Genomic DNA, 23491 nt, shown 5'->3' on the forward strand with positions numbered 1-23491 from the left:
CCCTTATACGCCACTATCTTTTACACTAACGCTATTATCTGTATTGAAGGAATTCTTATGTCTGTCGTTATCTACCATAATCCGCGTTGCTCAAAGTCGCGCCAAACCCTGGCTCTTATCGAAGACAAAGGCACGCCGGTCACCATCGTAAAATACCTAGAAGACACACCGAGCGTTGCGACCCTAAGCGAGTTGCTTACCAAGCTTGGTTTTAGCTCGGCCCGCGAACTGATGCGCACCAAGGAAGACATCTATAAAGAGCTTGATTTACAAAACGAACAGGACGAGCAGGCACTGCTTAATGCCATGCACGCCAACCCAAAACTGATCGAGCGCCCTATCGTGGTAAACGGTGACAAAGCGGTGCTTGGCAGACCGCCGGAAAATGCCCTGGAGATCATTTAATGGCACCGATTTTGGTGCTCTATCACTCCCGCAGTGGCAGTGTTCAGGCGCTGGCCGAGGAAATCGCCGACAGCATAGAAGCACAGGGCAGTGATGTCTGGCTGCGCTGTATCGGCGATGACGGTGACCACCCTCAGGTAAATAAGCAGGAGCTCATCGACTGTGCAGCCCTGGCATTCGGTACGCCGACGCGCTTTGGCATGATGGCCTCGCAGGCCAAGTCATTTTGGGAGCAAAGCAGCGATCTTTGGCTTAAGGGTCAATTGATCGACAAGCCCGCCTGCGTCTTTACCTCGTCCAGCAGCATGCACGGCGGCAACGAAACAACCCTGCTGCACCTGAGCATCCCATTACTGCACCACGGCATGTTGTTGGTCGGCGTTCCCTATGATGTGCCCGCCCTGAACGCCACTACCACAGGCGGTGCTCCCTATGGTGCTAGCCATGTTGCCGGTCTGGATAATAATTCCCAGCTCAGTAACGATGAAAAACAAATTTGCCAAGCCCTTGGTCGGCGTTTGGCTAATTTAGCGAGAAAACTCAATGACTAATATCGCAAAAAAGCCGCTGACTAAGCGCTATCAGCGTCTCGCACTGGTCGGTTATATCGGCCTGTTGCTGTTAATGCCCCTGTGGCTATTCGTATTTTCACCACGCAGCGATTACAGCTTCGCCTTCACCTTTGGCCTGTACATAGTGCCCTTGCTGTTGCCCCTTAAAGGCATCATTCAAGATAAGCCTTACACCTATGCCTGGGCCAACTTTATCGTCATGATTTACTTTATTCATGGCTTTACCCTGTTGTGGGTGAGCCCGGACGAGCGAGTGTGGGTGGTACTGGAGCTGCTCTTTGCCAGCTGTATGTTTATCGGCTGCACCTACTACGCCCGCCATCGCGGTCAGGAGTTGGGTTTAAAGGTGGGTAAATTGAAAGACGATTTAGCCAATGAAAAGGCGGCACAGGAATATCACCGCCAAAACCAGGATAAGAAATAATACCCATTCTGTTCAGTAGGTGATCAGATAGAGCGCTGGATAAATGATGCGATAACAAGACGGAATTTTCCTGATGTAGTTATTATCGGCTTTGGCGCCTGCGCCGCGCTACCGACTATATCCATGTAGGCGTACATAGAAAAATTCCAACGCCGTAAGCATGATATTTAACCCCCTAGAATGATTAGCTATTTAAGTGAATTGGTATACTATCCAAGCAATAAAAAACGCCGATTTATCAACTCGGCGTTTTTTATTTATTGAGATGGAACTTCAGGCGCTCAGTTAACTGCCTAACTGGCTTAAAAATGCCAGCCCGACCACGCTTAACAGCGCCAATTGTGCCAATAAAGACAACACAGACCCCACGCGCAAAATGCCAAGCCCAAATGGGTGACGCAAGTGCGGATACAAGGCGCACCGTTTAAGGCTAATGGCAAAGAATATCGCCACCACCGAGAGCATGGTAAAGACCATGGTCAGCTCGCTCTTATACTCGATACCGTCATCGAAAAAGAAAAACAGTTGCAGCGGCAGCAGCAACATGACCAGCGCATGCAAGCTATGCACCTTGGCGATACGCATATACTGACCCTGAGGCGATAATTCCTTGATACCAAACTCGCGTTCCATCAGCCGCACCAGAGCCTTACGGTTTTGTTCCACGGCGTAGCGATAACAGCTCAGCCCAGCGTTGTTTTTGGCATGGAAATTAGCGCCGGCACGCAGCAACACGGTTAAACAATTGCCGTTATCGGCACCCACGGCATAGTGCAAGGCATTGTTGCCCTGATGATCCTTGGCATCGAGTGACGCCTGATTTAACAGCGCTTCAATGACACTCACAAAGCCTTTTTCGGCGGCCAACATCAGCGCCGTTTGCCCTTGCTCGTTATGTTCGCTGCCCCGGGCGCCCTGCTCTATAAAACGCATAGCAAGGCTCTGTTTAGCATGCTCACTTTGCAAATGGGCCAACAGTGCTTGCTCTAAAAGGTGCTGCAGGTTTTCCTCATTGGAAATGCATTGCAACAGGGTGAAAAAGTCATGCCCCTGGATCAACTCGGTTTTTGCCGCTTCCAACAAATCTGGCAGATCGGCAGCACAGTCTGGTAGGAAAGGCTCCAGCTTAGGGCGAAAGTCCACTTCCTGCCATAACAGCAGGATATCGGCGCTACTGAGTTTTACATCGCGCTCCAACAACTGCGCCAGTAAAGAAAAATAGCGATGTTCAAACAGCAACTTGGCCAGTGATAGCGGCGATTCCACCTGAATTTGCGCATTGATATTCGCGTACTGGGCAAGACGCTCCAACAGCATCTCACTGATTTGCTCGGCGGTGTAATCGTTGTTAAGGAAGTAGTCTTTGGCCGCGTGAATGTAGCGCAGTGCCTGCTCATCAAAATCGCTGATATGCTGGAAGGTACACTCTTCAAAAGGGTCGCGCGGCTGCAGCCAGATTAAATAATACAGAGGTGGCAACGTGGTTGTGCTGACCTCTTCCTCGATTTTTGTACTACAAGCTGGCCATGCTTCCAAAGCATCGAGTATAAAGGCGCCGTTCTGCTCAATGAGTCCTTTGAGTAATAACGGATATTGTTCCGGCCAAATTAGTACCTTTTCCATTGCCTATGAAGACTCCACTAAATCGTTCTAGATGTTGCATCGCAACTAGGTTGTCAGTTATAAAGGGCACTCCCTTACCCTGCACTTAATATAGCGGACACTGCAATGCAAACCTGGCATGTAATCCTGATCATCGTCTTGGTATTGGCGGTGATCTGGAGCAATATCGCACTGTTAAAATATTCGGCGAAAATGGACCTTAAAAAGTTCAATCAGGACCCGATCGAAAAGGCCAAACGCAGCCTTGCCGAAAAGGCCCAAAAGCAAGACTCAGAGACAGACGACAAAGAGTCCTAGGGTCTTGGAACCCAGCGCATAGCGCTCACTTCTTAGAGCCTAGGTAAAAACCTAGGCTACCAGCCAGTTTGCCATCAAGGTGATCACTGGCAAGCTGATCAAGGTGCGCAGAATAAAAATAGCAAACAGCTCAAGAATATTCACCGGGATCTTGCTGCCTAATAGCAGTGCGCCCACTTCCGACATATAGATTAATTGAGTCACACTCATGGCCGCGATAATAAAGCGGGTCACTTCACTGTCGATATTCGACGCCGCCAAAATAGACGGGATGAACATATCGGCAAAGCCCACCACTATGGTCTCTGAGGCCTTCACTGCTTCGGGGACACCCAGCAATTCAAGGTAAGGAATAAAAGGCTTACCCAGCCATTGGAATACCGGCGTATGTTCGGAAACGATAAGCGCAAAGGTACCTACGGCCATAACCACCGGCAACACGGCAAACACCATGTCTAGCGCATTGTGCAGACCTTCTTCGACCGTACCTTTTACCCCTTTGGCATGGCGCGCCTTATCCAGGGCCATGTCCAAAGATTGTCGCCATAGGCTTTTATTTTGCGGCACCGCCTCGTTGTCGTCACATTGGCTGTCACCATCAACATATATGTTTTTCTTCAGGCTAAGAGGAGGAATACGCGGCAAAATCAGCGCACACACCACGCCGGCCAGACACACGGTCAGATAAAAGGGCGCGAATAGATGTTCGAGGCCAACCTGACCTATGACCACAAAACAGAAGGTGATGGATACCGCCGAGAAGGTAGTACCAATAATGGCCGCCTCTTTTTGCGTATAGTGCTTTTCTTCATATTGTCTGGCGGTCATCAAAATACCGACGCTACCATCGCCAAGCCAAGAAGCGGCACAGTTTACGGCGCTGCGACCGGGCACGCCAAACAAGGGCTTCATAATCTTGGTAAACAGGGTGCCGACCAGCTCCAGCAGACCGAAATTTAACAACAGCGGCAGTAAGAAACCGGCTAAAATAAACACGGTTAGCAACAGCGGCAACAATTCCACCAGTACAAAGGCACCGGTGGCTTCAGAGTAGATCGCCTCGGGGCCAAGTTGGAAATAGGTCATAACCACAAACACCATGCCCACAACACGCACCACTAGCCAGGTCGGCGTCACCAGGAATAGATGGCGCATCATGGGTTTTTCAAACAGCGAGCGCGGTTGTATCAGGGTCATCAACAAAGACAACACGCCGGTCATACTAATGATCACCAACAACAGAGTACTGGCAACGGGCGCCAGGGTTTGACGTAACATATCGGCCAAAATAGCGACACTGATTTTGATCTGCCCATCCCAGGGGATCGGCACCATAAAGAGAAAGACGCCGATCAGCGAAGGAATTAAGAATGTCAGTAAAGTGTTGGCCATGGTACGTGGCTGGCTTGTTGTCATAATCGCTACTTATTTTCGTTGTTATCTTTGGGCTGCCCTGCCGTTTTGGCTACAAACAAAAAAGGAAAGGTGCTCCAAGCCCTTTCCTTTTTTACAGCAAAGTCAAAGGGTTACATTTGAATCCCGCGGGCGCGTAGAGCCGTCACTAGGGCTTGCTGTAAATCATTCATGGTGCCGGGTTCTAGCACTTCACCGTCTTTATCCATCCAGGTAATACTGGTACCACCGGCTTTAGCGTTATCCAAAAGAATCTGATACTGGCCGTCTTCTAACGGCAGCTGCATCGCCTCTTCGCCCCAAATCGAATCCCACACACTGCTTTCAGGCTGAGCGTAATCAGCAATAATACGGCCCTTGTCGGCATCCACTTCAATAATAGTAAATTGAAGGCGCTCTAAGAAGCCACTGAAGCGCTCCAAGACCACATTCATGTCCTGCTCGGTCATTAACGCTGCATTGCCTTGATTATCAAAGCCTAAAGCCAGAGAAATAATGCCTTGGCGCTGGCGCAGTTCAACCTGAAGCTGACGATAACGATAATCGAATTCGGCAATTACACTATTGAGAGCACGGGTTTCCAAACGTTGTTGCAATAACGGCGTTAAAGGCACTTGCTGCGAGCGATAATCAAGCATCTCGGCACGCAAAGACGCGGTACGCTGGTGATCTTTTTCTTCAACGGTAAATTTATAGCGCTGCTCGGCAACGATTTCATCGTCCCATAACCAGCCCTCTTCAACGGTTACGACAGAAAACCAATCGCTTTCAATGCTGTTTTGCGTCTTATTTGCTACCGGAGTGTTGTAGCTTTCCAACACGCCTTCTACGGCCGCCAGAATAAATTGGTCGAGATCGTCGATGCCATCGTTCTTATCGAAGTAGACCTTGGCTACCTTATCGCCTTCTTCAATCCAGCTTCCCTGGGCGATCGGCATAATTTGCATCGGCGGCTTAACGGCCTTGGCTTCTTCACTGTTGTCATAGCTGGCCACGTCCATTTTATAGGTGGGGTCCTGGCGCGGTGCATCGAGTCCCTCTGGAGTCACTAATGGCTGATTGGCTTTATAGTTACGCTTGTGGTGTGCCTCGTTGGTGAAAATGCCACAGCCACTCAAAGTGACTAAAGCAATCAAGATCAATACTTTAGGGATCCAATACTGCACGTTGTTGTTCTCCTTTGCTCACCGTTATTATTGTACGGTCTTTGAGTCGGTGAGTGGTAATTGGTTCAGTGCCAGATTCAACTTAACGACCACTTTGTTGTTTTGCCTATCATACAACGGCGTTAAACCCGAGTGTCGACACCCAAACCACTGTTGTGCTCAAGCACAGCAATGGCTTACAAAAATTTTCACTATGGTACTTTTACACGAGGTTAAAAACAAGAATGTCGGTACCGAAAAGGCAATAAAGCGAGGCACGGCTAAAAGTTGCGCTTTAAAACCCGGTTTATGCTACACTGCGCCGCCAAAAGATTGTTTTATCACAGCAAGGGCACATCCATGGGCGAATTGGCCAAACAACAGTTAGTGATCACCGCAATTGGCGAAGACCAAGCCGGGGTGGTCAGCGCCTTAACGCAATTGGTCAGCGATTGTCACTGCAATATCACCGACAGCCGCATTGCCATTTTGGGCAATGAATTAACCTTTATCATGTTGTTATGCGGCGACATGGCCGCCATTAGCCGGGTCGAGCACCTGCTGCCGAATAAGGGCATGGAGCTGGGGCTACTCACGATGATGAAGCGCACTTCAAGCCACACCGAAGAGCTCTTTAGTGGCGGTTATACCCTGGAATACGTGGGGATAGACACACCCGGTACTCTGAGCCAGATCACCGGCTATTTTGCCGAGCACAATATCAGCATTTGCTCTCTTAAATCAGATACTTACGAACAAGACGGCGATATTCAAATGCGCTGTGAACTCGAGTTTAATGTGCCGCAAGAACTTGATATTGACGCCTTTAAGGTGGCCTTTGAGGCGTTATCTCAGCGCCTGAACATAGATTATACTTTTAAACGGATCAGATAAGGACGCAGCATTATGAACACTTTGCAAGCGGGCGATAAAGCGCCACTTTTCACCCTTGAGGATCAAAACGGCGAAACGGTTAGTCTCGAAGCGCTATTAAAAGACCATCAGGTTTTAGTGTATTTCTATCCCAAGGCTCTAACCCCTGGTTGTACCGTACAGGCGGAACAGCTCAGCGCCCATAAGGCCGAGCTGGCTAAATACAACACCATTGCAGTGGGCATTAGCCCGGATCCGGTGAAAAAGCTGAAAAACTTCGAAACCAAAAAAGAGCTAAACTTTCAACTACTAAGCGACGAAGATCATAAGGTAGCGGACGACTTTGGCGTGTGGGGTTTAAAGAAGTTTATGGGTAAAGAGTACGACGGCATTCACCGCATCAGCTTTTTAGTGGGCCAAGACGGCAGCATTAAGCATGTTTTCAATAAGTTTAAGACCAAGGATCACCACCAGGTAGTAATCGATTATTTGGCAGATAATGCTTAATTAATGCTTTAAGAATACAAAACGCGGCCTAAGCCGCGTTTTTTTATGTTTAATGCGCCAGTTAGGCCTAGTTAATCCCCAGATACTTGTGTACCTGTACAGATAAACGCCAGTTTTTCTTAATACAGGTGTCTATGGCCAGCTTCGTTGCCTTGGCTTTTTGACTGATAGGTTGCAGATACACCAGTCGCGGATGCACACCCGTTGCCTTAAACAGGGCTTCTAACTCGTCCACATGTTTTTGCATCGCTACCGGATGCTTAATTTCATTGGCGCGCTTCATGGCGCTGGCCAAAACCTCATAGCCGCCGCGCATATTGATTTTTGGTGATACCGTCACCCAGGTTTGCGCCGGCGCTTTAATCTCAAAGGTGCCGCTGGTTTCTATTTGGGTGCTGTAACCATGTTGATGCAACAGCTCGCACAGGGGGTTAAGGTCGAACAAACAAGGTTCGCCGCCGGTGATCACCACATGCTTAGCGCGATAACCTCGGGTTTGAAACAACGCCAGAATATCTTCGGCATCGGCCTTGGCCCAATGCTCAGAGTCGGACTTTTTCTCCACCGTTTGTGTCAAGGACACCACATAGCTGTCTTTGGCATCCCAGGTTTGTTTGGTATCACACCAGGAACAGCCCACAGGACACCCCTGCAAACGCACAAAAATTGAGGGGGTGCCGGTAAAACTGGCTTCCCCTTGGATGGTTTCAAAAATCTCGTTTATTTGGTACAAAAATCTAACCTGCTGCTAAAACTTAACAATCGCTGTTCACAAATACCTAGGCCCAGAGCAAATGCCAACGGCGAATAATTGTGATCCAAGCTCAAACCCTGTAGTATACCGCGCCCTAACGTAAACCTCTATGATTAAAAGGCTCGCAGGCAAATGGCAGAAAAAGTCGTTGTAATTTATTCCGGTGGCATGGACTCTTTTACCGTGCTAAACAAGGCACTTCGTCAAGGTCACGAGGTCTACGCCCTGTCGTTTAACTACGGTCAGCGCCATGTCAAAGAGCTGGAAGTAGCAAAGCAGGTATGCGAGCAACTCGGCGTTAATCATAAGATAGTCGATATTTCCGCAATCAATCAGTTGATTGGCGGTTCATCGCTGACCGATGATATCGACGTACCGGAAGGGCATTACGAAGAAGAAAGCATGAAAAGCACCATAGTGCCTAACCGTAATATGATCTTGTTGTCACTGGCGGTGGGCTACGCGGTCTCGCTTAAGGCCAGCAAGGTATTTTACGGCGCGCATTCTGGCGATCACGCCATCTATCCGGATTGTCGCCCTGAGTTTGTGAAGAAAATGGACGATGTTTGTCGCATCGCCAACTACGATGAAGTTGAAATCGTTTGCCCTTATCTTGATAACAGCAAGATTGACATCCTAACCGATGGCCTGAAGATGGGCCTGGATTACAGCCAGACCTGGACCTGTTATAACGGCCGCGAGCAAGCCTGCGGTAAATGCGGTGCCTGTCAGGAACGTTTAGAAGCGTTTGCCCTTAATAACGCTGTCGATCCCCTGCCCTACGAAGCTTAATTTCCTCCCTGTTCCCCCTAAGCCACTGATAATTTTGCACCATCAGTGGCCTTGTGGCATTTTGCAGTTATACTGAGATTATTCTCGCCAGCAAGAGTATGCCATGCTTATATACATGATATTACTGCTTATTATCGCGGCCCTCGCGTTTGGCCTCGGCCTGCGCGCGCAACGTCGACAGGGTCGGCAACTGTCCCAGTTACAACAACAGTGTCAAACGGCAAATCAGCAAACCCAAGCCATGACAGAGCAAATAGCCCATCTTAAAGAGCGTATACAAGTGCTTGAGGCCATAGTCACAGATAAAGGATTTAGCGTCGAACAAGAGATAGATAATCTCTAAGTCAGCGCGCGCAGTGCGATAATAATATGAAAAGACGTTCCATACTCCTGCTCATCTTGCTCGGTACCCTTTATGTGGGGGCCAGTGTCTTTGTGGTCGAATATTTCGCCCACCTTTACCGACAACAAGAGCTTGTGGAGGAACAACTTTACCTGCGTAAGCAATCTGCACTGCTGCGGGCCAAGCTTGAAACCACCCTGAATCAAGAGATCTTTGCCGCCGAAAGCCTGGTGGTCATCGCCAATATCAATCGCGAATTTATCGCCCAGCATTGGCAACACATCGCCGCCCAATTGGTGGCCCGATCGCAATTGATCCGCAATATTTCTTTGGCACCGGATAACATAGTGCAATATGTCTACCCCTTGGAAGGCAACCAAAGGGCCATGGGCTTTGACTATCGTACCGATGAAGAACAATTTGCCACCGTTGAGCAGGCACGACTAACGCAATCCGTGGTGCTAGCCGGACCACTCACCTTAGTGCAAGGCGGTGAGGCTCTGTTGGTGCAGTTTCCACTGTTTGCCAACCCCGCCGACGAGACCAGTTACTGGGGCACCCTCAGCCTAGTATTGGACATTACAACGCTTTACCAGTTGCTCGAGCTCGACGCTCAGGAGCAGGTGCAATACGCTCTGAAAAACACCGCCAAGGGATCGCAGGTATTTTATGGCAATGCCAACACCTTTGCGCAGGCGGACGTGATTTTACCCTTGCACCTCCCCAATGGACGCTGGGCACTGGCGGCTAAATTTAATGCCGCTCCCCAGCCTCATGCCACGCTAATTCGCGCACTGGGTGCGCTATTGTGCCTGGTGTTATTTGTAAGTGTCGCCATCTTGGTGCGCGCCTACTACCTGGTGAAGGCCACTTCACTGCAAGACGACCTCACCATGTTGGCAAACCGCCGAGCCATTATGCAACATCTGAACGATCTCACTCGCGGTGCCGAAGTGCACAAGCACTTTGCCATTATTAATATCGATGTGAATGACTTTAAGGCGGTGAATGACAGCTATGGCCATGATTGTGGTGACGCCTTGCTCGTGCATATCGCGAGGGAGTTACAGCGCACCTTGCGCGATTCGGACATTATCGCCCGCCTCGGCGGCGATGAATTTTTAGTACTTTTACATCGAATCAGCAGTGATGAGCAAGTCGCCGCCATTGTCGACAAACTAAGGCTGCATATCGAGCGTTCACCGCTAAACTACAAGGGCCATATCGTGTATCCGTCGATCAGTTGTGGCTTTAGTTGCTATACCGAGTGCACCCTGGATATCGCTGCCCTGTTGGCTCAGGCCGATAAACGCATGTACGAAGACAAACAGAGCAACAAATTGGGCGGTAAAAGAACCGTCACCGCTTAGGTTAACTCTAGAGAGCTGTTCTCGGACTTAGCTCTTGATCAGTTGCTGCTGTAGCAGGTGGACTTGGTCCCGTACTTGCGCCGCCTTTTCAAACTCCAGCGCTCGGGCAAATTCATGCATCTGCGCCTCCAAGCGAGTGATCTCCTTGGCGATTTGCGTGGCGTCCAAAGCAACGTCTGTGCTGGCACCCTTGCGACCTTTATTCCCCTTACGGACAAGACCTGATTGCTGCTTCGGCGTCTCACCGGTATCCATCACATCGGTGATCCGCTTGTTCAAAGCCTGCGGCGTGATGCCGTGCGCTTCGTTATGAGCGATTTGTTTATCGCGACGACGGTTGGTTTCGTCTATGGCCTTGCGCATGGATTTGGTGATCACATCACCATACAAGATTGCCTTACCGTTAATATGACGCGCGGCTCGGCCTATGGTTTGGATCAGTGAGCGCGCGGAACGTAAAAAACCTTCCTTATCGGCGTCAAGGATGGCAACCAGAGAGACCTCGGGCATATCCAGACCTTCACGTAATAGATTGATCCCCACCAACACATCGAATACGCCGGCGCGCAGGTCGCGAATAATTTCCATCCGCTCCACCGTATCTATATCGCTGTGCAAATAGCGCACCTTGACGTCGTGGTCGCTTAAATAGTCGGTTAAATCCTCAGCCATGCGTTTCGTTAATGTGGTCACCAAAACCCGCTCGTTTATTTCCACGCGTTGATAAATTTCAGAAAGCAGGTCATCAACCTGAGTACTGACCGGACGCACTTCAAGCTGAGGGTCGAGCAAGCCGGTGGGTCGAATAACCTGCTCGGCCACCTCGCCCGCCGATTTATCCAGTTCATAATCGCCCGGCGTCGCCGATACATATATGGTTTGCGGCATAATCGCCTCAAACTCTTCGAATTTTAGTGGGCGGTTATCCATGGCCGAGGGTAAACGAAACCCGTACTCAACCAGATTTTCCTTACGCGAGCGGTCGCCACGATACATGGCGCCAATTTGCGACACGGTAACATGAGACTCATCGATGATCATCAGCGCATCATCGGGCAGATAATCCAAGAGAGTCGGTGGCGGCTCGCCAGGCGCGCGTCCTGAGAGGTAACGGCTGTAGTTTTCAATGCCGGAGCAATAGCCCAATTCCTGCATCATTTCGATATCGTACTGCGTACGCTGCGCCACCCGCTGTTCCTCGACCAAGCGGTTGGCATCGAGCAATTGCTGGCGACGCTGCTTAAGCTCAACCTTAATATTGTCGATGGCGCCTAAAATCTTCTCGCGCGGCGTTACATAGTGAGTTTTCGGATAAATGGTGGCACGCACCAGGTTTTTTTGCACCTGACCTGTAAGCGGGTCAAACAGGCTTAGGCGCTCGATTTCATCGTCAAACATTTCCACCCGCACGCCAACATCATCCGATTCGGCGGGGAATATATCGATCACCTCACCACGTACCCGATAGGTGCCGCGACTGAAGTCTATATCATTTCGGGTGTACTGCAACTCCGCCAAACGACGCAGCATTTGCCTTTGGTCAACGGTGTCGCCGACCTTAAGCAACAGCATCATTTTCATATAGGAGTCGGGATCGCCCAGACCATAGATGGCCGATACTGAGGCAACGATAACAACCTCGCGCCGTTCCAACAGAGCCTTGGTGGCCGACAGTCGCATCTGCTCTATGTGCTCGTTGATCGATGCATCTTTTTCGATAAAGGTGTCACTGGCCACGACATAGGCTTCGGGCTGGTAGTAGTCATAGTAGGAAACAAAATACTCCACCGCGTTATTGGGGAAGAATTCTTTCATCTCGCCATACAGCTGCGCCGCCAGGGTTTTGTTGTGGGCCATAATAATGGTGGGACGGTTCAAGGTAGCGATAATATTGGCCATGGTAAAGGTTTTACCCGTTCCCGTAGCACCTAATAAAGTCTGATGCGCCAAGCCCGATTCCAACCCGTCCACCAATTTAGCAATCGCCGTGGGTTGGTCGCCACCGGGCGAATAACTTGAGCACAGTTCAAAAACATCTTTCACTATGACACCCCTTTCTTAAACGGTTTGGCGTTCGAGCTCGCGGCTGAACCACATATAAGCGACGATGGCTGTTAATAAATTACCCACAGTGGCGCCGATAAACAAGCCTGTTAACTGACCAATTAGACTACCTAGATAGGCAATCGGCACATAAAACACAAACAGGCGCACGACACTAAGCACGAGAGCATGCATGGGCTTATGCAGGGCATTAAACGACGAATTGGTGAGGATGATCACTCCCTGCAGGCCATAGGACAAGGGCAAAATATAGATAAACAACTGGATTAACTCACGTACCTGAGCCTCAGTCGCGAACGCACTGGCTATCCAGGGCGCCACCATCAAGAGCACAAGATAAATGGCAAATTGCCAAATCATCACGAACTTCAGGGTTTGCTTATAGGCCTGCTCCACCCTTTGCGTATTGCCCGCACCGAAGTTTTGGCTAATGAAAGGAGGCAAGGTCATAGACAAAGCCAACACCACCAAAGAAGCAATGGACTCAATGCGACTGCCGACCCCAAAGGCGGCCACCGCAGGAGCACCAAAGTGAGCGACAATGGCGGTCATCACCGCCATGGCCAAAGGCGTAAGCATATTCGCACCGGCGGCAGGCAAACCAATTTTAAGGATTTTTCGCGTCGCTTCTACAAAGGACTGAGTACGGCAACGAATACCAACTAACTGACGATGGACAATAAGAATGTATAAAATCGCGGCGACACCGATCAGCCAGGAGATGGCACTGGCGATGGCTGCACCGCGCACTCCCATGGCCTCAATTGGACCAAAGCCGAATATTAATATGGGATCGAGTACCGCATTGACCAATCCCGAAGCCCCCATAATCAGGCTTGGGGTCTTGGTATCGCCATTAGCACGCAGCACGGCGTTACCTATCATAGGGGTCACCAGTAACACGCTCGCCAAAAACCATACATGCATGTACTCATTGATTAAAGGCAAGAGTTGTGGCTCGGCCCCGAGCAAGAGAAATATGGGCCCACTGCAAAAATAACCAACCAAGGCCAGGGCCAAGACCATAACCGCCGACACCATCAAGGCCACCGCGCCATCAAAACGGGCTTGTGCCTGCTGCCCAGATCCCAGGGCGGTAGCGATAACGGCAGAGGTGCCAATGCCTAAGCCTATGGCCAAACTGATCAAGGTAAAGGTAACGGGAAAAGTAAAACTAATGGCCGCCAGGGGTTCAGTACCCAGCATACTGATAAAGAAGGTATCTACAAGATTGAACAGCATTAAAAAGATCATGCCGAATATCATCGGAATGGTCATTTTGCGTAAGGTCGGCACGATGGGCGCACTGAGGATCATTGCAGGTTCGGCTTTAGCCATAACAACGCTTATTGCTGCTGATACAAGCGCTCTATTCTAAAGCATCAGGGCGCCCCCTTCCACGCTTAATTAGTGCATAAAAAATGTTCTTTTTTCGTTGTTCATCGAATTAAACAAATGAAACCCGTCAAAAAACAATTAATTTACACCTTTTAAACATCAGTACAAATTAACGCTGTATTTTTGCACAACGCCGATCTTACCCTTAAGCTTCTAATTATAAGAATGTCGGTTTTTGTAACTTTTAAGCATATAAACTTAACTAATTGATAATTATGAATAATATTTTTTATATTTTACCTATTGCTTTCTTCCCAAGTGCTCCTTGTTGCCTACCACTGCTGCCTTCCCCCCATTCATAAACAGACTTATCCACAGATTTCGTGGATAAGTTAACCGAGGCCTTTAAATATAAGGGTTTGATCACTATAGGCAAAAAAGACTTATGAGGGTGATGTACCTGAGCTCATATTTACCCCATTTATAGCCTAGGTAGAATTTATATAAGCCATTGATTGCTCGTTGAGAGGCCTGATTGACTAGCAAGAGGCCGACCGGCTTGATGGCGTTCCCTCTAATTGAGGCCATTTTTGTCTGCTTAGCAGGCAATTTGAGTGAAAAAACGGCGAACGAGTCGTTTTTTTTATTTTTGCCGATTTTATTAGTTGACACTGGCAGGTGCGGTCATTAATATTTCGCCCCGTTGAGAGACAGGCGCTTCCCCCTTAGCTCAGTTGGTTAGAGCGACGGACTGTTAATCCGCAGGTCCCCCGTTCGAGTCGGGGAGGGGGAGCCAATATCTTTCAGCACTAGGTTGTTCCCCCTTAGCTCAGTTGGTTAGAGCGACGGACTGTTAATCCGCAGGTCCCCCGTTCGAGTCGGGGAGGGGGAGCCACTTCCTAGTATTATTTTGTTCCCCCTTAGCTCAGTTGGTTAGAGCGACGGACTGTTAATCCGCAGGTCCCCCGTTCGAGTCGGGGAGGGGGAGCCAAAATAACTTCAAATCCTCCCCTGTTTTTACCCAATTTTAAAACAACCCTTTTCTAGACAAGATTTTCTCCTTGAACTAGTCTCTACTCATAATTGTTTTTAATATTCAACACACTACTAAATGTAAATAAACGCCCTGTATTATTACAAAATGTATCCGTGCATTGCCATTAGCACGCCACTGCATGATAATATGTCCGCGAAAACGCAAAGCGAACTTATAACGCTAACTTATTGTGGTGTATGGTAATTAAACATGGATGTAAGTGCGCAAAACGATCACGGTGCCGGGCGCTGGAGGTTGAGTTGTTGTTGCACAGGTGTGAGCACACCTAACCACATGCTTCAACTTAATAACAATAAGGGTAAAGGATAAGCTACCGTGAAACGATTCACACTATTGCAGTTTACATTATGGCTGCTGGCCCTCTGTGCCGGTGTTGTCGCCAATATAATGGTCTTTCATTCATATGGCGTGCATAAGCAGGATGCAATGCAGGCGCAACTGCAACGCTTCTTAGATCTCCAGCCGGCCATGACCACCGAGCAGGTTGCTGCACAGGCTCCAGCCTTAGCCGAGCAATTGGTTGCCATCATGCCGGTACACAAACTCTGGTTACGCGATGGTAATGGCGAGGTACTAAGTGCCAAAACGCAACGCACCGAAGAGAACTTTATTGCGCAACTCGCCCAAGCACAGTTTGATACCATACGTAGCCAATTCGCCGTCAGCCAGGATGCCGAGTTGCGAGTTGAGTTTATTGCCGATTTAAATGATATGGCTGACGCCTTTGAACAAGGTCTGATCTACTTCGTACTGGTGATCACCTTTATCTGCTTTATTCCCATCGCCAGCTTAAAAACTGCATTTCGTGGATATCGCCGCCGCATTGCCGATATCGTTGCCAACATTATCGATCAGTTCGTTACTAGCAATGATATGCCCGAGCCGATTAACCGTGCCTTTGCCGATAACAAATTAAAACTCAAACTCGCCACTCAGATCTCCCCTGCCCTAAATCGCTTACAGGCTCACTTGGGCTTGCAAATGGAAAACATTGCCAGCTCGGCACAGGAGATTAAAAAAGAGGCCTATAAGGATGTTGTCACCGAACTGGGTAACCGCAACATGTTTGTTGAATATTACGAACGTCATATTGAGCACGCCAATGGCGAATGTTTTGGCTGTATTGCCTTGGTGCGTGGCACCGAGTTGCAACATATCAACCAGAGTAAGGGCTACCAACAGGGAGATGAGTACATTCGTAGTATTGCCGATATCTTAACGGCCGGCATTAGGAACTATGGTTCTGCCAGTGTATTTCGTCTTAACAGCTCAGACTTTGCCGTGGTACTCCCTAATACACCGCCTAAGGAAGTGGAACGCTTCGCCACGCAAATTCAAACCAAATTCAATCAATATCAAAAGCTGCATGAGCTCGCCTCGGTCGCATACACCGGCATAGTGCCTTATGATCAACATAAGCCGCTCGGTGAATTGCTTGCCAATGTTGATGTCGCCATGAACATAGCACAAAGTAAGCATGCTAATGCTTGGCATGTACAGCGCCCGGAAGACATCAGCGAAAGTGCGGTGCAAGGCACACAAAACTGGCGCAAGGTAATTAATGACATGTTGGAAAAGCAGTCGGTTAACCTGGCCATTCAACCCATAATGCCACTGGGCAAAAGCAGCGTGGCTTATTCAGAAATTCAAGCGCGTTTTCGCGATGAAGAAGATCATTTATTGCCGACATCCTCCTTTATGGCGATGGCCGACCAACTGGGTAAATCGGTTGAGCTTGATCAGATGATCATAGAGCACTCGCTAAATGCTATTAAGAATAGAAATCTCAGCGCCCAATATTTTGGTATTAATGTCTCTGCCGCCAGCGCCCATGACGATAAGTTCGTTATTTGGCTGGAGCGTCGTTTAATCAGAGAAGGTGACTTTGCTCAACGCCTGGTCTTTGAGATATCTGAGCTAGGCTTGCAACAAAATATCGCCGCCAGTAAGCGCTTTGTCGGCATGCTGCATCGCACCGGTGCCCGCCTGACGGTGGAGAGATTTGGCGTTGGCCTGACCTCGTTTAAGTTTTTCCGCGAGATCAAACCCGACTACATTAAGATGGATGCCAGCTACACCCGCGGCCTCGAAGACGATAAAAACAACCAATACTTTATGCGTCTGATGGTCGACCTGGCACACCGTATCGGCGTACGCGTCTTTGCCGAAGGGGTCGAAAGCCTGGAAGAAAAGCAGATTATCGAGCAGCTTTGTCTCGATGGTGCCCAAGGCTACTTTATAGAAAAGCCTAAAGAACTGTTATAACACAGTAACGAGTTCCCGGGTCTGCTCCCGGGGACTTCCTTTGTCGGCTCACCTCCACATATCACCCTACGCCCTAACATTATCACTGCCATCGTGGGCTCTGCAGTCCACTTGCACGTGCAGTCGCACATACATAGCTCCCGATCAGGGTGACTCCCGAGCACTAATAGTTTCTATTGAAACAACACTCCTGTTAACAACAAAAGCAACCTGAAATATTGTTATTGAGATTTATTTTCATTATCATTCGCACAATTATTTAATAATAAAGGTAATCTCCGTGCGTTTTTCACTTTCTCTTTTGACCATAGCCCTTAGCGCTCCCCTGCATGCCGAACAAACAGCTCAAAGCCTAGAACATATCATAGTCACCGGCAGCCGCGTGGTGGAGAATATTGATGAAGTGCCCGCGTCGGTCACTGTGATCACCCGAGAACAGATACAGGCCCAGCTCAGGGTCAGTCCCGAGTTACAAAACCTGCTCGAAGTACTGGTGCCGGGCATGGCGCCAAGCACCAATAGCTCAAGTAATACCGGACAGACCCTGCGCGGTCGGGCGCCGTTAATCATGATTGATGGCGTGCCGCAATCGACACCACTACGTAATGGCTCCTTAGGTATTCGCAGCCTGGACCCAAGCGTGCTGGAGCGCATAGAGGTGATCAAGGGTGCCACCTCTGTCTATGGTAATGGCGCTGCCGGGGGGGTGATCAACTACATCACCAAAAAGCCGAGTAATGGTGATGACTTTTCCGCCTCGGTCGATGTCTCCACGCGCTTTAGCGCCGTTAAAAGCGACGAAACCCTGGGCGCACGGGTAGAAGGCTCGATAAATGGGCGCCTGGATAAATTCTCTTACCTGGCCACCCTTAGCTACGAGGAAAACGGCGTACAACGTGATGCCGAAGGCGATATTCTTGGTCTGCAATACGGACTGAGCGATGTCGAAACCGAAAACTACTTCACCAAATTAGGCTATGATTTCGACGCCGAAAAATCTCTGTCCTTGACCTATAACTACTATAAGTCGCAACAAAAAACCGATCTTGGCGACGTATTTGGCGACATCAATCAAGGCGACAAGTCCTACGCCATTCATGTGCCCGCAGAGCAACAAAAACAAGGTCGCCCGCAAGGTCCAAGCGGTAATACCAATATTATGATCAAATACAGTGATAGCGAAGTGTTCACTAACACCGCGCTGACGGTCGATTTGTACGCTCAAGACATTGAAAATGTATTCTTCTACTCTCCGAACCTGGCCAACCCAAGTGCCGGGTATGATGGTGGCCAATCTATTATCGCCTCAAAAAAAGAGGGGTTACGCGCCACCTTTAACAGCCAGTTCGATTTGCAAGGCACCGAAGCAACCTTTATTTATGGGGTTGATTTACTTAACGACGTCACTTCACAACCCCTGGTCGATGGCCGCGTTTGGGTCCCGGAAATGGATATGAGTAACCTTGCTGGATTTGTGCAAAGCAAATGGGTTATTGATGAGCATTATGTGATTAAAGCCGGTGTACGCCATGAAGATATCGACCTGGAGGTGGACGATTACCGCACTCTAGAGCTGTGTCGCAGCGAAACTCAGTGTTCGGTGCCAATCGATGTCAAAGGCGACACCCTCAACTATACCGCTACCACCTATAATGTCGGCCTTAAGTACAATGCTTTCGAGACCTTCAGCCCTTTTATCAGCTATTCACAAGGCGCCGATATCTCGGATATTGGCCGCCTGCTGCGCACCGCCACGGTCAACGATATCGCGCTTATCCGTACCGAGGCATCGGTTATCGATAACTATGAGGTTGGCTTTACCTCGGTCCTTGATCGGCTGCGCCTGGAAGGCTCCTTGTATCGCAGTACCTCTGAGTTAGGTACCACCAATAGCTTCGACGAAACCACCGGCGTCTATATGCCGGTACGTGCACCTCAGGAGATATGGGGCTATGAGCTACTGGCCGACTACCGCTTTAGCCCGGCCTGGCGCACCACTTTGACCTACGCCTATGTTGAGGGTAAAAACACCCAGGACGATGTTTACCTTGGCGCCAAACAGATCAGCCCGCCAAAAGCCACCGCGAACCTGCAGTGGCAACCAAGTCGCGAGACAAGTTTAAGTCTGACCTTGTTGTATGTCGGCAACCGTAAGCGCTTTGAACCCAATGCCGATGGCGACTATGTGGGCGATCAGGGCCCGGTAAACGATTATCTGGTCGTCAATGTTAGCGGTCAGCATCAGTTTACCGAGCAACTCAATGCATATTTCGGTGTTGAGAACCTCTTTAATCGCGATTACTACCCTGCCCGCGCCCAAGCCTATACCTATGGTGGCTACAACATCAAAGGCTTAGGCACCAGCATTACCGCCGGATTGAAGTATCAGTTCTAATTAGAGTTAGCCCCACCTTGTTTGTCATCAAGATGATCAACAAGGTGGGAATTTATTGCCAATTTATGGCGACAATTTTGCATAAAATCTAACGGCAAATATAAATTGGAATGCGAATAAGTTACAATTGTAACCACCTGATTTATAATGAAAATATTTGATTTATTGGCAAGATAGACTACACTTGTCCCATCAATGCACAACGAGGCCGTGGCAAATGCAAGGTAAACAACGAGTTATCGATAGCTTTAATAAATTGCTCGCAAATGAGCTAGCCGCAATCGATCAATATTTCATCCATTCACGCATGTATGAAGACTGGGGTTTAAATAAACTTTATGAACGTCTTGAGCATGAACGTGAAGAAGAAACCCAACATGCCGACTGGCTGATCAAACGCATCCTTTTCTTAGAAGGCGTACCCGATATGACCAAGCGCCGCGATTTGCTTGTGGGTACTAACGTTAAAGAAATGATGGCCAACGACCTGAAGCTTGAGCTTGAGGTGGTGCAATGCGTAAAAGAAACCATCAAAATTTGCGAAGAAGAACAAGATTATCAGTCTCGTGAAGTACTGGAAAAACTGTTATTCGATACCGAAGAAGACCATGTTTACTGGCTTGAACAGCAACTGGGCCTGATCGATAAAATTGGCCTGCAAAACTATCAACAGTCGCAAATGGGCGATGCCGAGGTGTCATAATGAAAGGTGATAAGGACGTAATCAGCGCGTTAAATAAAGTGCTGGCCAACGAACTGGTTGGCATCAACCAATACTTTTTGCATGCCCGCATGTTTAAAGACTTCGGCTTTAGCAAGCTCGACAAGGCCGATTACAAGGTCTCGATTCAAAAAATGAAAAACGCCGACAGGTTAATCGAGCGTATTCTATTTTTAGAAGGCCTGCCTAATTTACAAGACCTGGGCCGCCTGCGTATCGGCGAAGATGCCGAAGAAATGATCGCCGCCAATATGCATTTTGAAACAGCGTCTCTAAATGACCTGCACGCAGCCATTAAACTGGCGGAAGAGCGCCTTGACTATATCAGTCGTGAAGCCTTGGATGCTATTTTGCATGAACAGGAAGAGCAGATTGACTGGCTGGAAACCCAGCAACACCTGATCAAGGTCACCGGAATAGAGAATTACCTGCAATCGCAGATGTAACTCACTTCATTAAGCCGCTGCTACAGCGGCTTTTTTATGGTCGTTGCATCTATCTTTATAGCACCCCTTCGATAGGCAACAAGGACATCAGCCACACGCTAAAACGCTGCCAACGGCTGGTATCTGGATCATGATCATACACCTTTTCACTACCAACGCTCTGCCATTGCAGCTGTCCTTCTGCATCCAGACTTAATTGCCAGGCAAACTTCGGCATCTCATTTTCCACCCAACGACGCAACAGGCGATTGAAACGTGGCGATGTGATCACCAGGCCCTGCTCGGTATTGAGATTGAATGAACGGGGATCTAAATTCAGCGAGCCAATAAATACCTGATCATTATCAAAGGCCATGGTCTTGGCGTGCAAACTGGCGGCGGACGAGCCGGTAAAGCTTTTGATCTTAAGCTTCTTCGGGGTAACCTCGAAGTTACGTTTCAGCTCCCACAGGTTCACGCCCATGGCCAATAACTCCTTGCGATAACCGGCATAACCGGCATGCACCACGGGCACATCGGTGGCGGATAAGGAGTTCGTTAAAATTGTGATCTTCACCCCCTGTTCGGCCCAGCGCCTTAATAATGCCATGCCTGGCTCCCGGGGCACAAAATAAGGAGAGATGATAATGGCTTGTTGTTTCGGTACGCCGAGTGCGCGGATCATCTTTGGCGCCATATGGGTACTGGTATTACGGCTATCGGTCAGCAGTTTGTTGGGATCATCTACGTATAGATAGCCCCTCGCCCAATCGAGATTAAGCTTGCCTCGACGCAAGGACTGCACCAGGTCCGATTCCTTCACTCGCTTCACATAGGGACTGCTGTCGCCATACTCTCGGCTGACAAAATAAGCCAGCTTGCCCTTGAGGGTATCCAAGTGGCCGTCATCGACCTCGGTAAATAGCTTGTCGATATCCTCAGCTAAGGGATGGTTCCAATACAAATCAAACGCCTGGGTAGCCTTTTCTACCACCGGGCCGATGCTCAGTACGTCCAGATCGACAAATTGAGAGCTATCCTCTCCGGAGAAATAGGCATTGCCAATATTGCGGCCACCGGTAATAAACACCTGACTGTCGACGATAAAGCTCTTATTATGCATACGCCGCGACACCCGCGAATAATCGGTAATAAAGCTCAGGAAACGCAACTTGCGATGATTAAGGGGGTTGAATAAGCGAACCTGGATATTGTCATGGCGTGCCAAGGCTGCCAGGTCGCGCTCCGACTCAGCCTGCGACATATCATCGAGCAGAATACGGACCCTGATCCCACGCTCTGCAGCCTTCAGAAGATAGGCGCTCAGCACCTTGCCGGTCTCCTGACGGTGATACAAATAATATTGAATATCAATGGACGTTTGCGCCGCTTCGGCTAGGGCGATGCGGGCTGCAAACGCATCCAGGCCATCGATCAAGGGATAAAAGCCGGATAAGTCTGCACTGGGCTGGTGTTCAAAAAACCTATTTAGCAAGTCAGCATCCTCACTAGGTAATGCATAACTGGCTGGACGTTCAGGCATCGAATCGAAATCTGAAACCGAGCTACAGCCAATCAAATACCATGTGCATAGCGAGATCAGCAGGAGTCGAAGGTGAGTTTTTGCGTGCATGAGCCCTGGCCGTTCGCCATCATCATGCTATTCAATATAACAAAAACAGGGAGATATAACAGAAATTAGCTAAATTTGGTGGTGCTCAGGCCACTTCGTCGGTGACATCGACGATATCAATAAGCTTTTGATTTAGGATTTTTTTGGCGCAGTTACAACATTTGCCGCACTGAGAGCCGACCTTTAGCTCGGAGCTAAGATCACGCATAGAACGAGCACCTTGATCGATCGCTTGTTCAATTTTCTTATCGGACACACCATGGCAAAGACAGATATACACGAATAAAAACCACTCTCAGTTAGAATATGCCGCCAATTTTAATCTAAACGAAAATAGTTATCAATAAAAAAGTTGATTGATTTTCATCACTGGCCGCAAGCTTACCATTTAACCATCAGCGGCCACTGAACATTTTTTGCGTGACGTTTGTCACCGAGCCTTACTTGATCAAGGCCAAGATATCGCGAAATTGAGGGTGGCGACAGCTATTCATCCAGGCGAAGATGGCAGTTTCAGAAGAACAAATTTGCGCGCCGTTATGACGCAGTTGTGCCAAGGCCAGTGCCTTATTTTCAGGGTCGCGCGAGCATACCGCGTCGGCCAGAACCGTTACTCGATAGCCCAGGGCGAGCAGCTCATTGGCGGTATGGTACACGCACACATGGCTTTCCATGCCGCATAAAAAAAAGTGTGATTCTCCCAGCTCCTCAATGGCACCAATAAAGGCCTCGCTTTGCACCGCACTAAAGGTGTCTTTGGCTACCACCTTGGCGCTGGCACTGACCAAACTCGGATCTGTGGTACCTAAGCCCTGTGGGTTTTGTTCGGTAATAATGTGCTCTAACTCAAGTTTATCGGCCACCTCGGTGAGCAGCTTCACGCGCGCACATACCTCTTGGTAATCTGCCATTGCGGGGGCTAAACGCAGTTGCATATCGATAACGATAAGCACGGGTGCGGAGCTGGTCGCTAAAGCGGCATTTGCTGGCTGATTTATCATATGGTCAATCCTTCGGCTGAAAAGTTGCTCTAATGTTAACCATATCGTCATGTTTTTTAGAAGTGAAATTATAA

22 protein-coding genes and 3 tRNA genes are annotated in these 23491 nt (G+C 49.0%); 16 read left to right on the plus strand and 9 right to left on the minus strand.

The window, feature by feature from the left end:
- Positions 1 to 57: 57 nt before the first annotated feature.
- From arsC to KD147_RS08580, 3 genes are read left to right on the plus strand one after another with little or no spacing between them, the layout of a single operon-like run.
- Entirely contained in the window at positions 58 to 405 is a 348-nt protein-coding gene (gene arsC / locus KD147_RS08570) for an arsenate reductase (glutaredoxin) (RefSeq protein ID WP_105189333.1), read from the plus strand.
- Entirely contained in the window at positions 405 to 956 is a 552-nt protein-coding gene (gene wrbA, locus KD147_RS08575; protein ID WP_105189116.1) for an NAD(P)H:quinone oxidoreductase, read from the plus strand. The genes arsC and wrbA overlap by 1 nt, the downstream gene beginning before the upstream one ends.
- Positions 949 to 1401, plus strand: a complete 453-nt coding sequence (locus KD147_RS08580; RefSeq protein ID WP_105189117.1) for a DUF2069 domain-containing protein — start codon at positions 949 to 951, stop codon at positions 1399 to 1401. Before wrbA ends, KD147_RS08580 begins: the two co-directional genes overlap by 8 nt.
- A gap of 285 nt (positions 1402 to 1686) precedes the next feature.
- On the opposite strand, the gene KD147_RS08585 is transcribed toward KD147_RS08580, so the two are convergent.
- Positions 1687 to 3024, minus strand: coding sequence for an ankyrin repeat domain-containing protein (locus tag KD147_RS08585; protein WP_105189118.1), 1338 nt, complete (start codon positions 3022 to 3024; stop codon positions 1687 to 1689).
- A gap of 105 nt (positions 3025 to 3129) precedes the next feature.
- On the opposite strand from KD147_RS08585, the gene KD147_RS08590 reads away from it, so the two are divergent.
- On the plus strand, positions 3130 to 3321 hold the full coding sequence (locus KD147_RS08590; RefSeq protein WP_105189119.1) for a DUF2897 family protein: 192 nt from the start codon (positions 3130 to 3132) through the stop codon (positions 3319 to 3321).
- 51 nt (positions 3322 to 3372) lie between these two features.
- Here KD147_RS08590 and KD147_RS08595 read toward each other — a convergent pair whose 3' ends face one another.
- On the minus strand, positions 3373 to 4737 hold the full coding sequence (locus KD147_RS08595; RefSeq protein ID WP_105189120.1) for a YjiH family protein: 1365 nt from the start codon (positions 4735 to 4737) through the stop codon (positions 3373 to 3375).
- A 110-nt stretch (positions 4738 to 4847) separates the two neighbouring features.
- Entirely contained in the window at positions 4848 to 5900 is a 1053-nt protein-coding gene (gene bamC, locus KD147_RS08600) for an NlpB/DapX family lipoprotein (protein ID WP_105189121.1), read from the minus strand.
- 339 nt (positions 5901 to 6239) lie between these two features.
- Here bamC and KD147_RS08605 point away from each other — a divergent pair, with 339 nt between their 5' ends.
- Both KD147_RS08605 and bcp read left to right on the plus strand, forming a co-directional pair.
- Positions 6240 to 6773 carry a glycine cleavage system transcriptional repressor gene (locus tag KD147_RS08605; RefSeq protein WP_212547534.1) on the plus strand — a complete coding sequence of 178 codons (534 nt, stop codon included), beginning with the start codon at positions 6240 to 6242 and terminating at the stop codon, positions 6771 to 6773.
- Positions 6774 to 6785: 12 nt separating this feature from the next.
- Entirely contained in the window at positions 6786 to 7259 is a 474-nt protein-coding gene (bcp, locus tag KD147_RS08610; RefSeq protein ID WP_105189123.1) for a thioredoxin-dependent thiol peroxidase, read from the plus strand.
- 67 nt (positions 7260 to 7326) lie between these two features.
- Here bcp and queE read toward each other — a convergent pair whose 3' ends face one another.
- Positions 7327 to 7992: a 7-carboxy-7-deazaguanine synthase QueE gene (gene queE / locus KD147_RS08615; protein ID WP_212547535.1), complete on the minus strand. Its 666-nt coding sequence runs from the start codon at positions 7990 to 7992 to the stop codon at positions 7327 to 7329.
- Positions 7993 to 8145: 153 nt separating this feature from the next.
- Here queE and queC point away from each other — a divergent pair, with 153 nt between their 5' ends.
- The 3 genes from queC to KD147_RS08630 all read left to right on the plus strand — a co-directional run bounded on the left by queC (position 8146) and on the right by KD147_RS08630 (position 10518).
- On the plus strand, positions 8146 to 8805 hold the full coding sequence (gene queC / locus KD147_RS08620) for a 7-cyano-7-deazaguanine synthase QueC (RefSeq protein ID WP_105189125.1): 660 nt from the start codon (positions 8146 to 8148) through the stop codon (positions 8803 to 8805).
- 103 nt (positions 8806 to 8908) lie between these two features.
- Positions 8909 to 9148: a hypothetical protein gene (locus KD147_RS08625; RefSeq protein ID WP_105189126.1), complete on the plus strand. Its 240-nt coding sequence runs from the start codon at positions 8909 to 8911 to the stop codon at positions 9146 to 9148.
- 26 nt (positions 9149 to 9174) lie between these two features.
- Positions 9175 to 10518, plus strand: coding sequence for a diguanylate cyclase (locus KD147_RS08630; RefSeq protein ID WP_105189127.1), 1344 nt, complete (start codon positions 9175 to 9177; stop codon positions 10516 to 10518).
- 27 nt (positions 10519 to 10545) lie between these two features.
- On the opposite strand, the gene uvrB is transcribed toward KD147_RS08630, so the two are convergent.
- Both uvrB and KD147_RS08640 read right to left on the minus strand, forming a co-directional pair.
- Positions 10546 to 12561: an excinuclease ABC subunit UvrB gene (gene uvrB / locus KD147_RS08635; protein ID WP_212547536.1), complete on the minus strand. Its 2016-nt coding sequence runs from the start codon at positions 12559 to 12561 to the stop codon at positions 10546 to 10548.
- 15 nt (positions 12562 to 12576) lie between these two features.
- Positions 12577 to 13920 carry an MATE family efflux transporter gene (locus tag KD147_RS08640; protein ID WP_105189129.1) on the minus strand — a complete coding sequence of 448 codons (1344 nt, stop codon included), beginning with the start codon at positions 13918 to 13920 and terminating at the stop codon, positions 12577 to 12579.
- Positions 13921 to 14639: 719 nt separating this feature from the next.
- Here KD147_RS08640 and KD147_RS08645 point away from each other — a divergent pair.
- From KD147_RS08645 to bfr (KD147_RS08675), 7 genes are all read left to right on the plus strand, one after another.
- A tRNA-Asn gene (locus tag KD147_RS08645) sits at positions 14640 to 14716 on the plus strand.
- A gap of 22 nt (positions 14717 to 14738) precedes the next feature.
- Positions 14739 to 14815: transfer RNA gene (locus KD147_RS08650), tRNA-Asn, on the plus strand.
- Positions 14816 to 14834: 19 nt separating this feature from the next.
- Positions 14835 to 14911 (plus strand) — tRNA-Asn (locus KD147_RS08655).
- Between the two features lie 381 nt (positions 14912 to 15292).
- A complete protein-coding gene (locus tag KD147_RS08660) occupies positions 15293 to 17242 on the plus strand; it encodes an EAL domain-containing protein (RefSeq protein WP_349304681.1) in 1950 nt (649 codons plus the stop codon).
- A 274-nt stretch (positions 17243 to 17516) separates the two neighbouring features.
- Entirely contained in the window at positions 17517 to 19637 is a 2121-nt protein-coding gene (locus tag KD147_RS08665; RefSeq protein WP_502710224.1) for a TonB-dependent receptor, read from the plus strand.
- Positions 19638 to 19854: 217 nt separating this feature from the next.
- On the plus strand, positions 19855 to 20340 hold the full coding sequence (gene bfr, locus KD147_RS08670) for a bacterioferritin (protein ID WP_105189131.1): 486 nt from the start codon (positions 19855 to 19857) through the stop codon (positions 20338 to 20340).
- Complete coding sequence (bfr, locus tag KD147_RS08675) at positions 20340 to 20804, plus strand: bacterioferritin (protein WP_105189132.1); 465 nt, start codon at positions 20340 to 20342, stop codon at positions 20802 to 20804. The genes bfr (KD147_RS08670) and bfr (KD147_RS08675) overlap by 1 nt, the downstream gene beginning before the upstream one ends.
- Before the next feature lie 55 nt (positions 20805 to 20859).
- Here the strand turns inward: bfr (KD147_RS08675) and KD147_RS08680 are convergent, their stop codons facing one another.
- From KD147_RS08680 to KD147_RS08690, 3 genes are all read right to left on the minus strand, one after another.
- Complete coding sequence (locus KD147_RS08680) at positions 20860 to 22278, minus strand: phospholipase D family protein (protein ID WP_158684665.1); 1419 nt, start codon at positions 22276 to 22278, stop codon at positions 20860 to 20862.
- A 223-nt stretch (positions 22279 to 22501) separates the two neighbouring features.
- Positions 22502 to 22696 (minus strand): (2Fe-2S)-binding protein, encoded by a 195-nt coding sequence (locus KD147_RS08685; protein WP_105189134.1) that lies wholly within the window; start codon positions 22694 to 22696, stop codon positions 22502 to 22504.
- 160 nt (positions 22697 to 22856) lie between these two features.
- Positions 22857 to 23417 carry an isochorismatase family protein gene (locus KD147_RS08690; RefSeq protein ID WP_212547538.1) on the minus strand — a complete coding sequence of 187 codons (561 nt, stop codon included), beginning with the start codon at positions 23415 to 23417 and terminating at the stop codon, positions 22857 to 22859.
- Positions 23418 to 23491 lie beyond the last annotated feature (74 nt).

It is taken from the genome of Pseudoalteromonas sp. BDTF-M6 (genome assembly GCF_018334135.1).
In the GTDB taxonomy this organism is placed as follows: domain Bacteria; phylum Pseudomonadota; class Gammaproteobacteria; order Enterobacterales; family Alteromonadaceae; genus Pseudoalteromonas.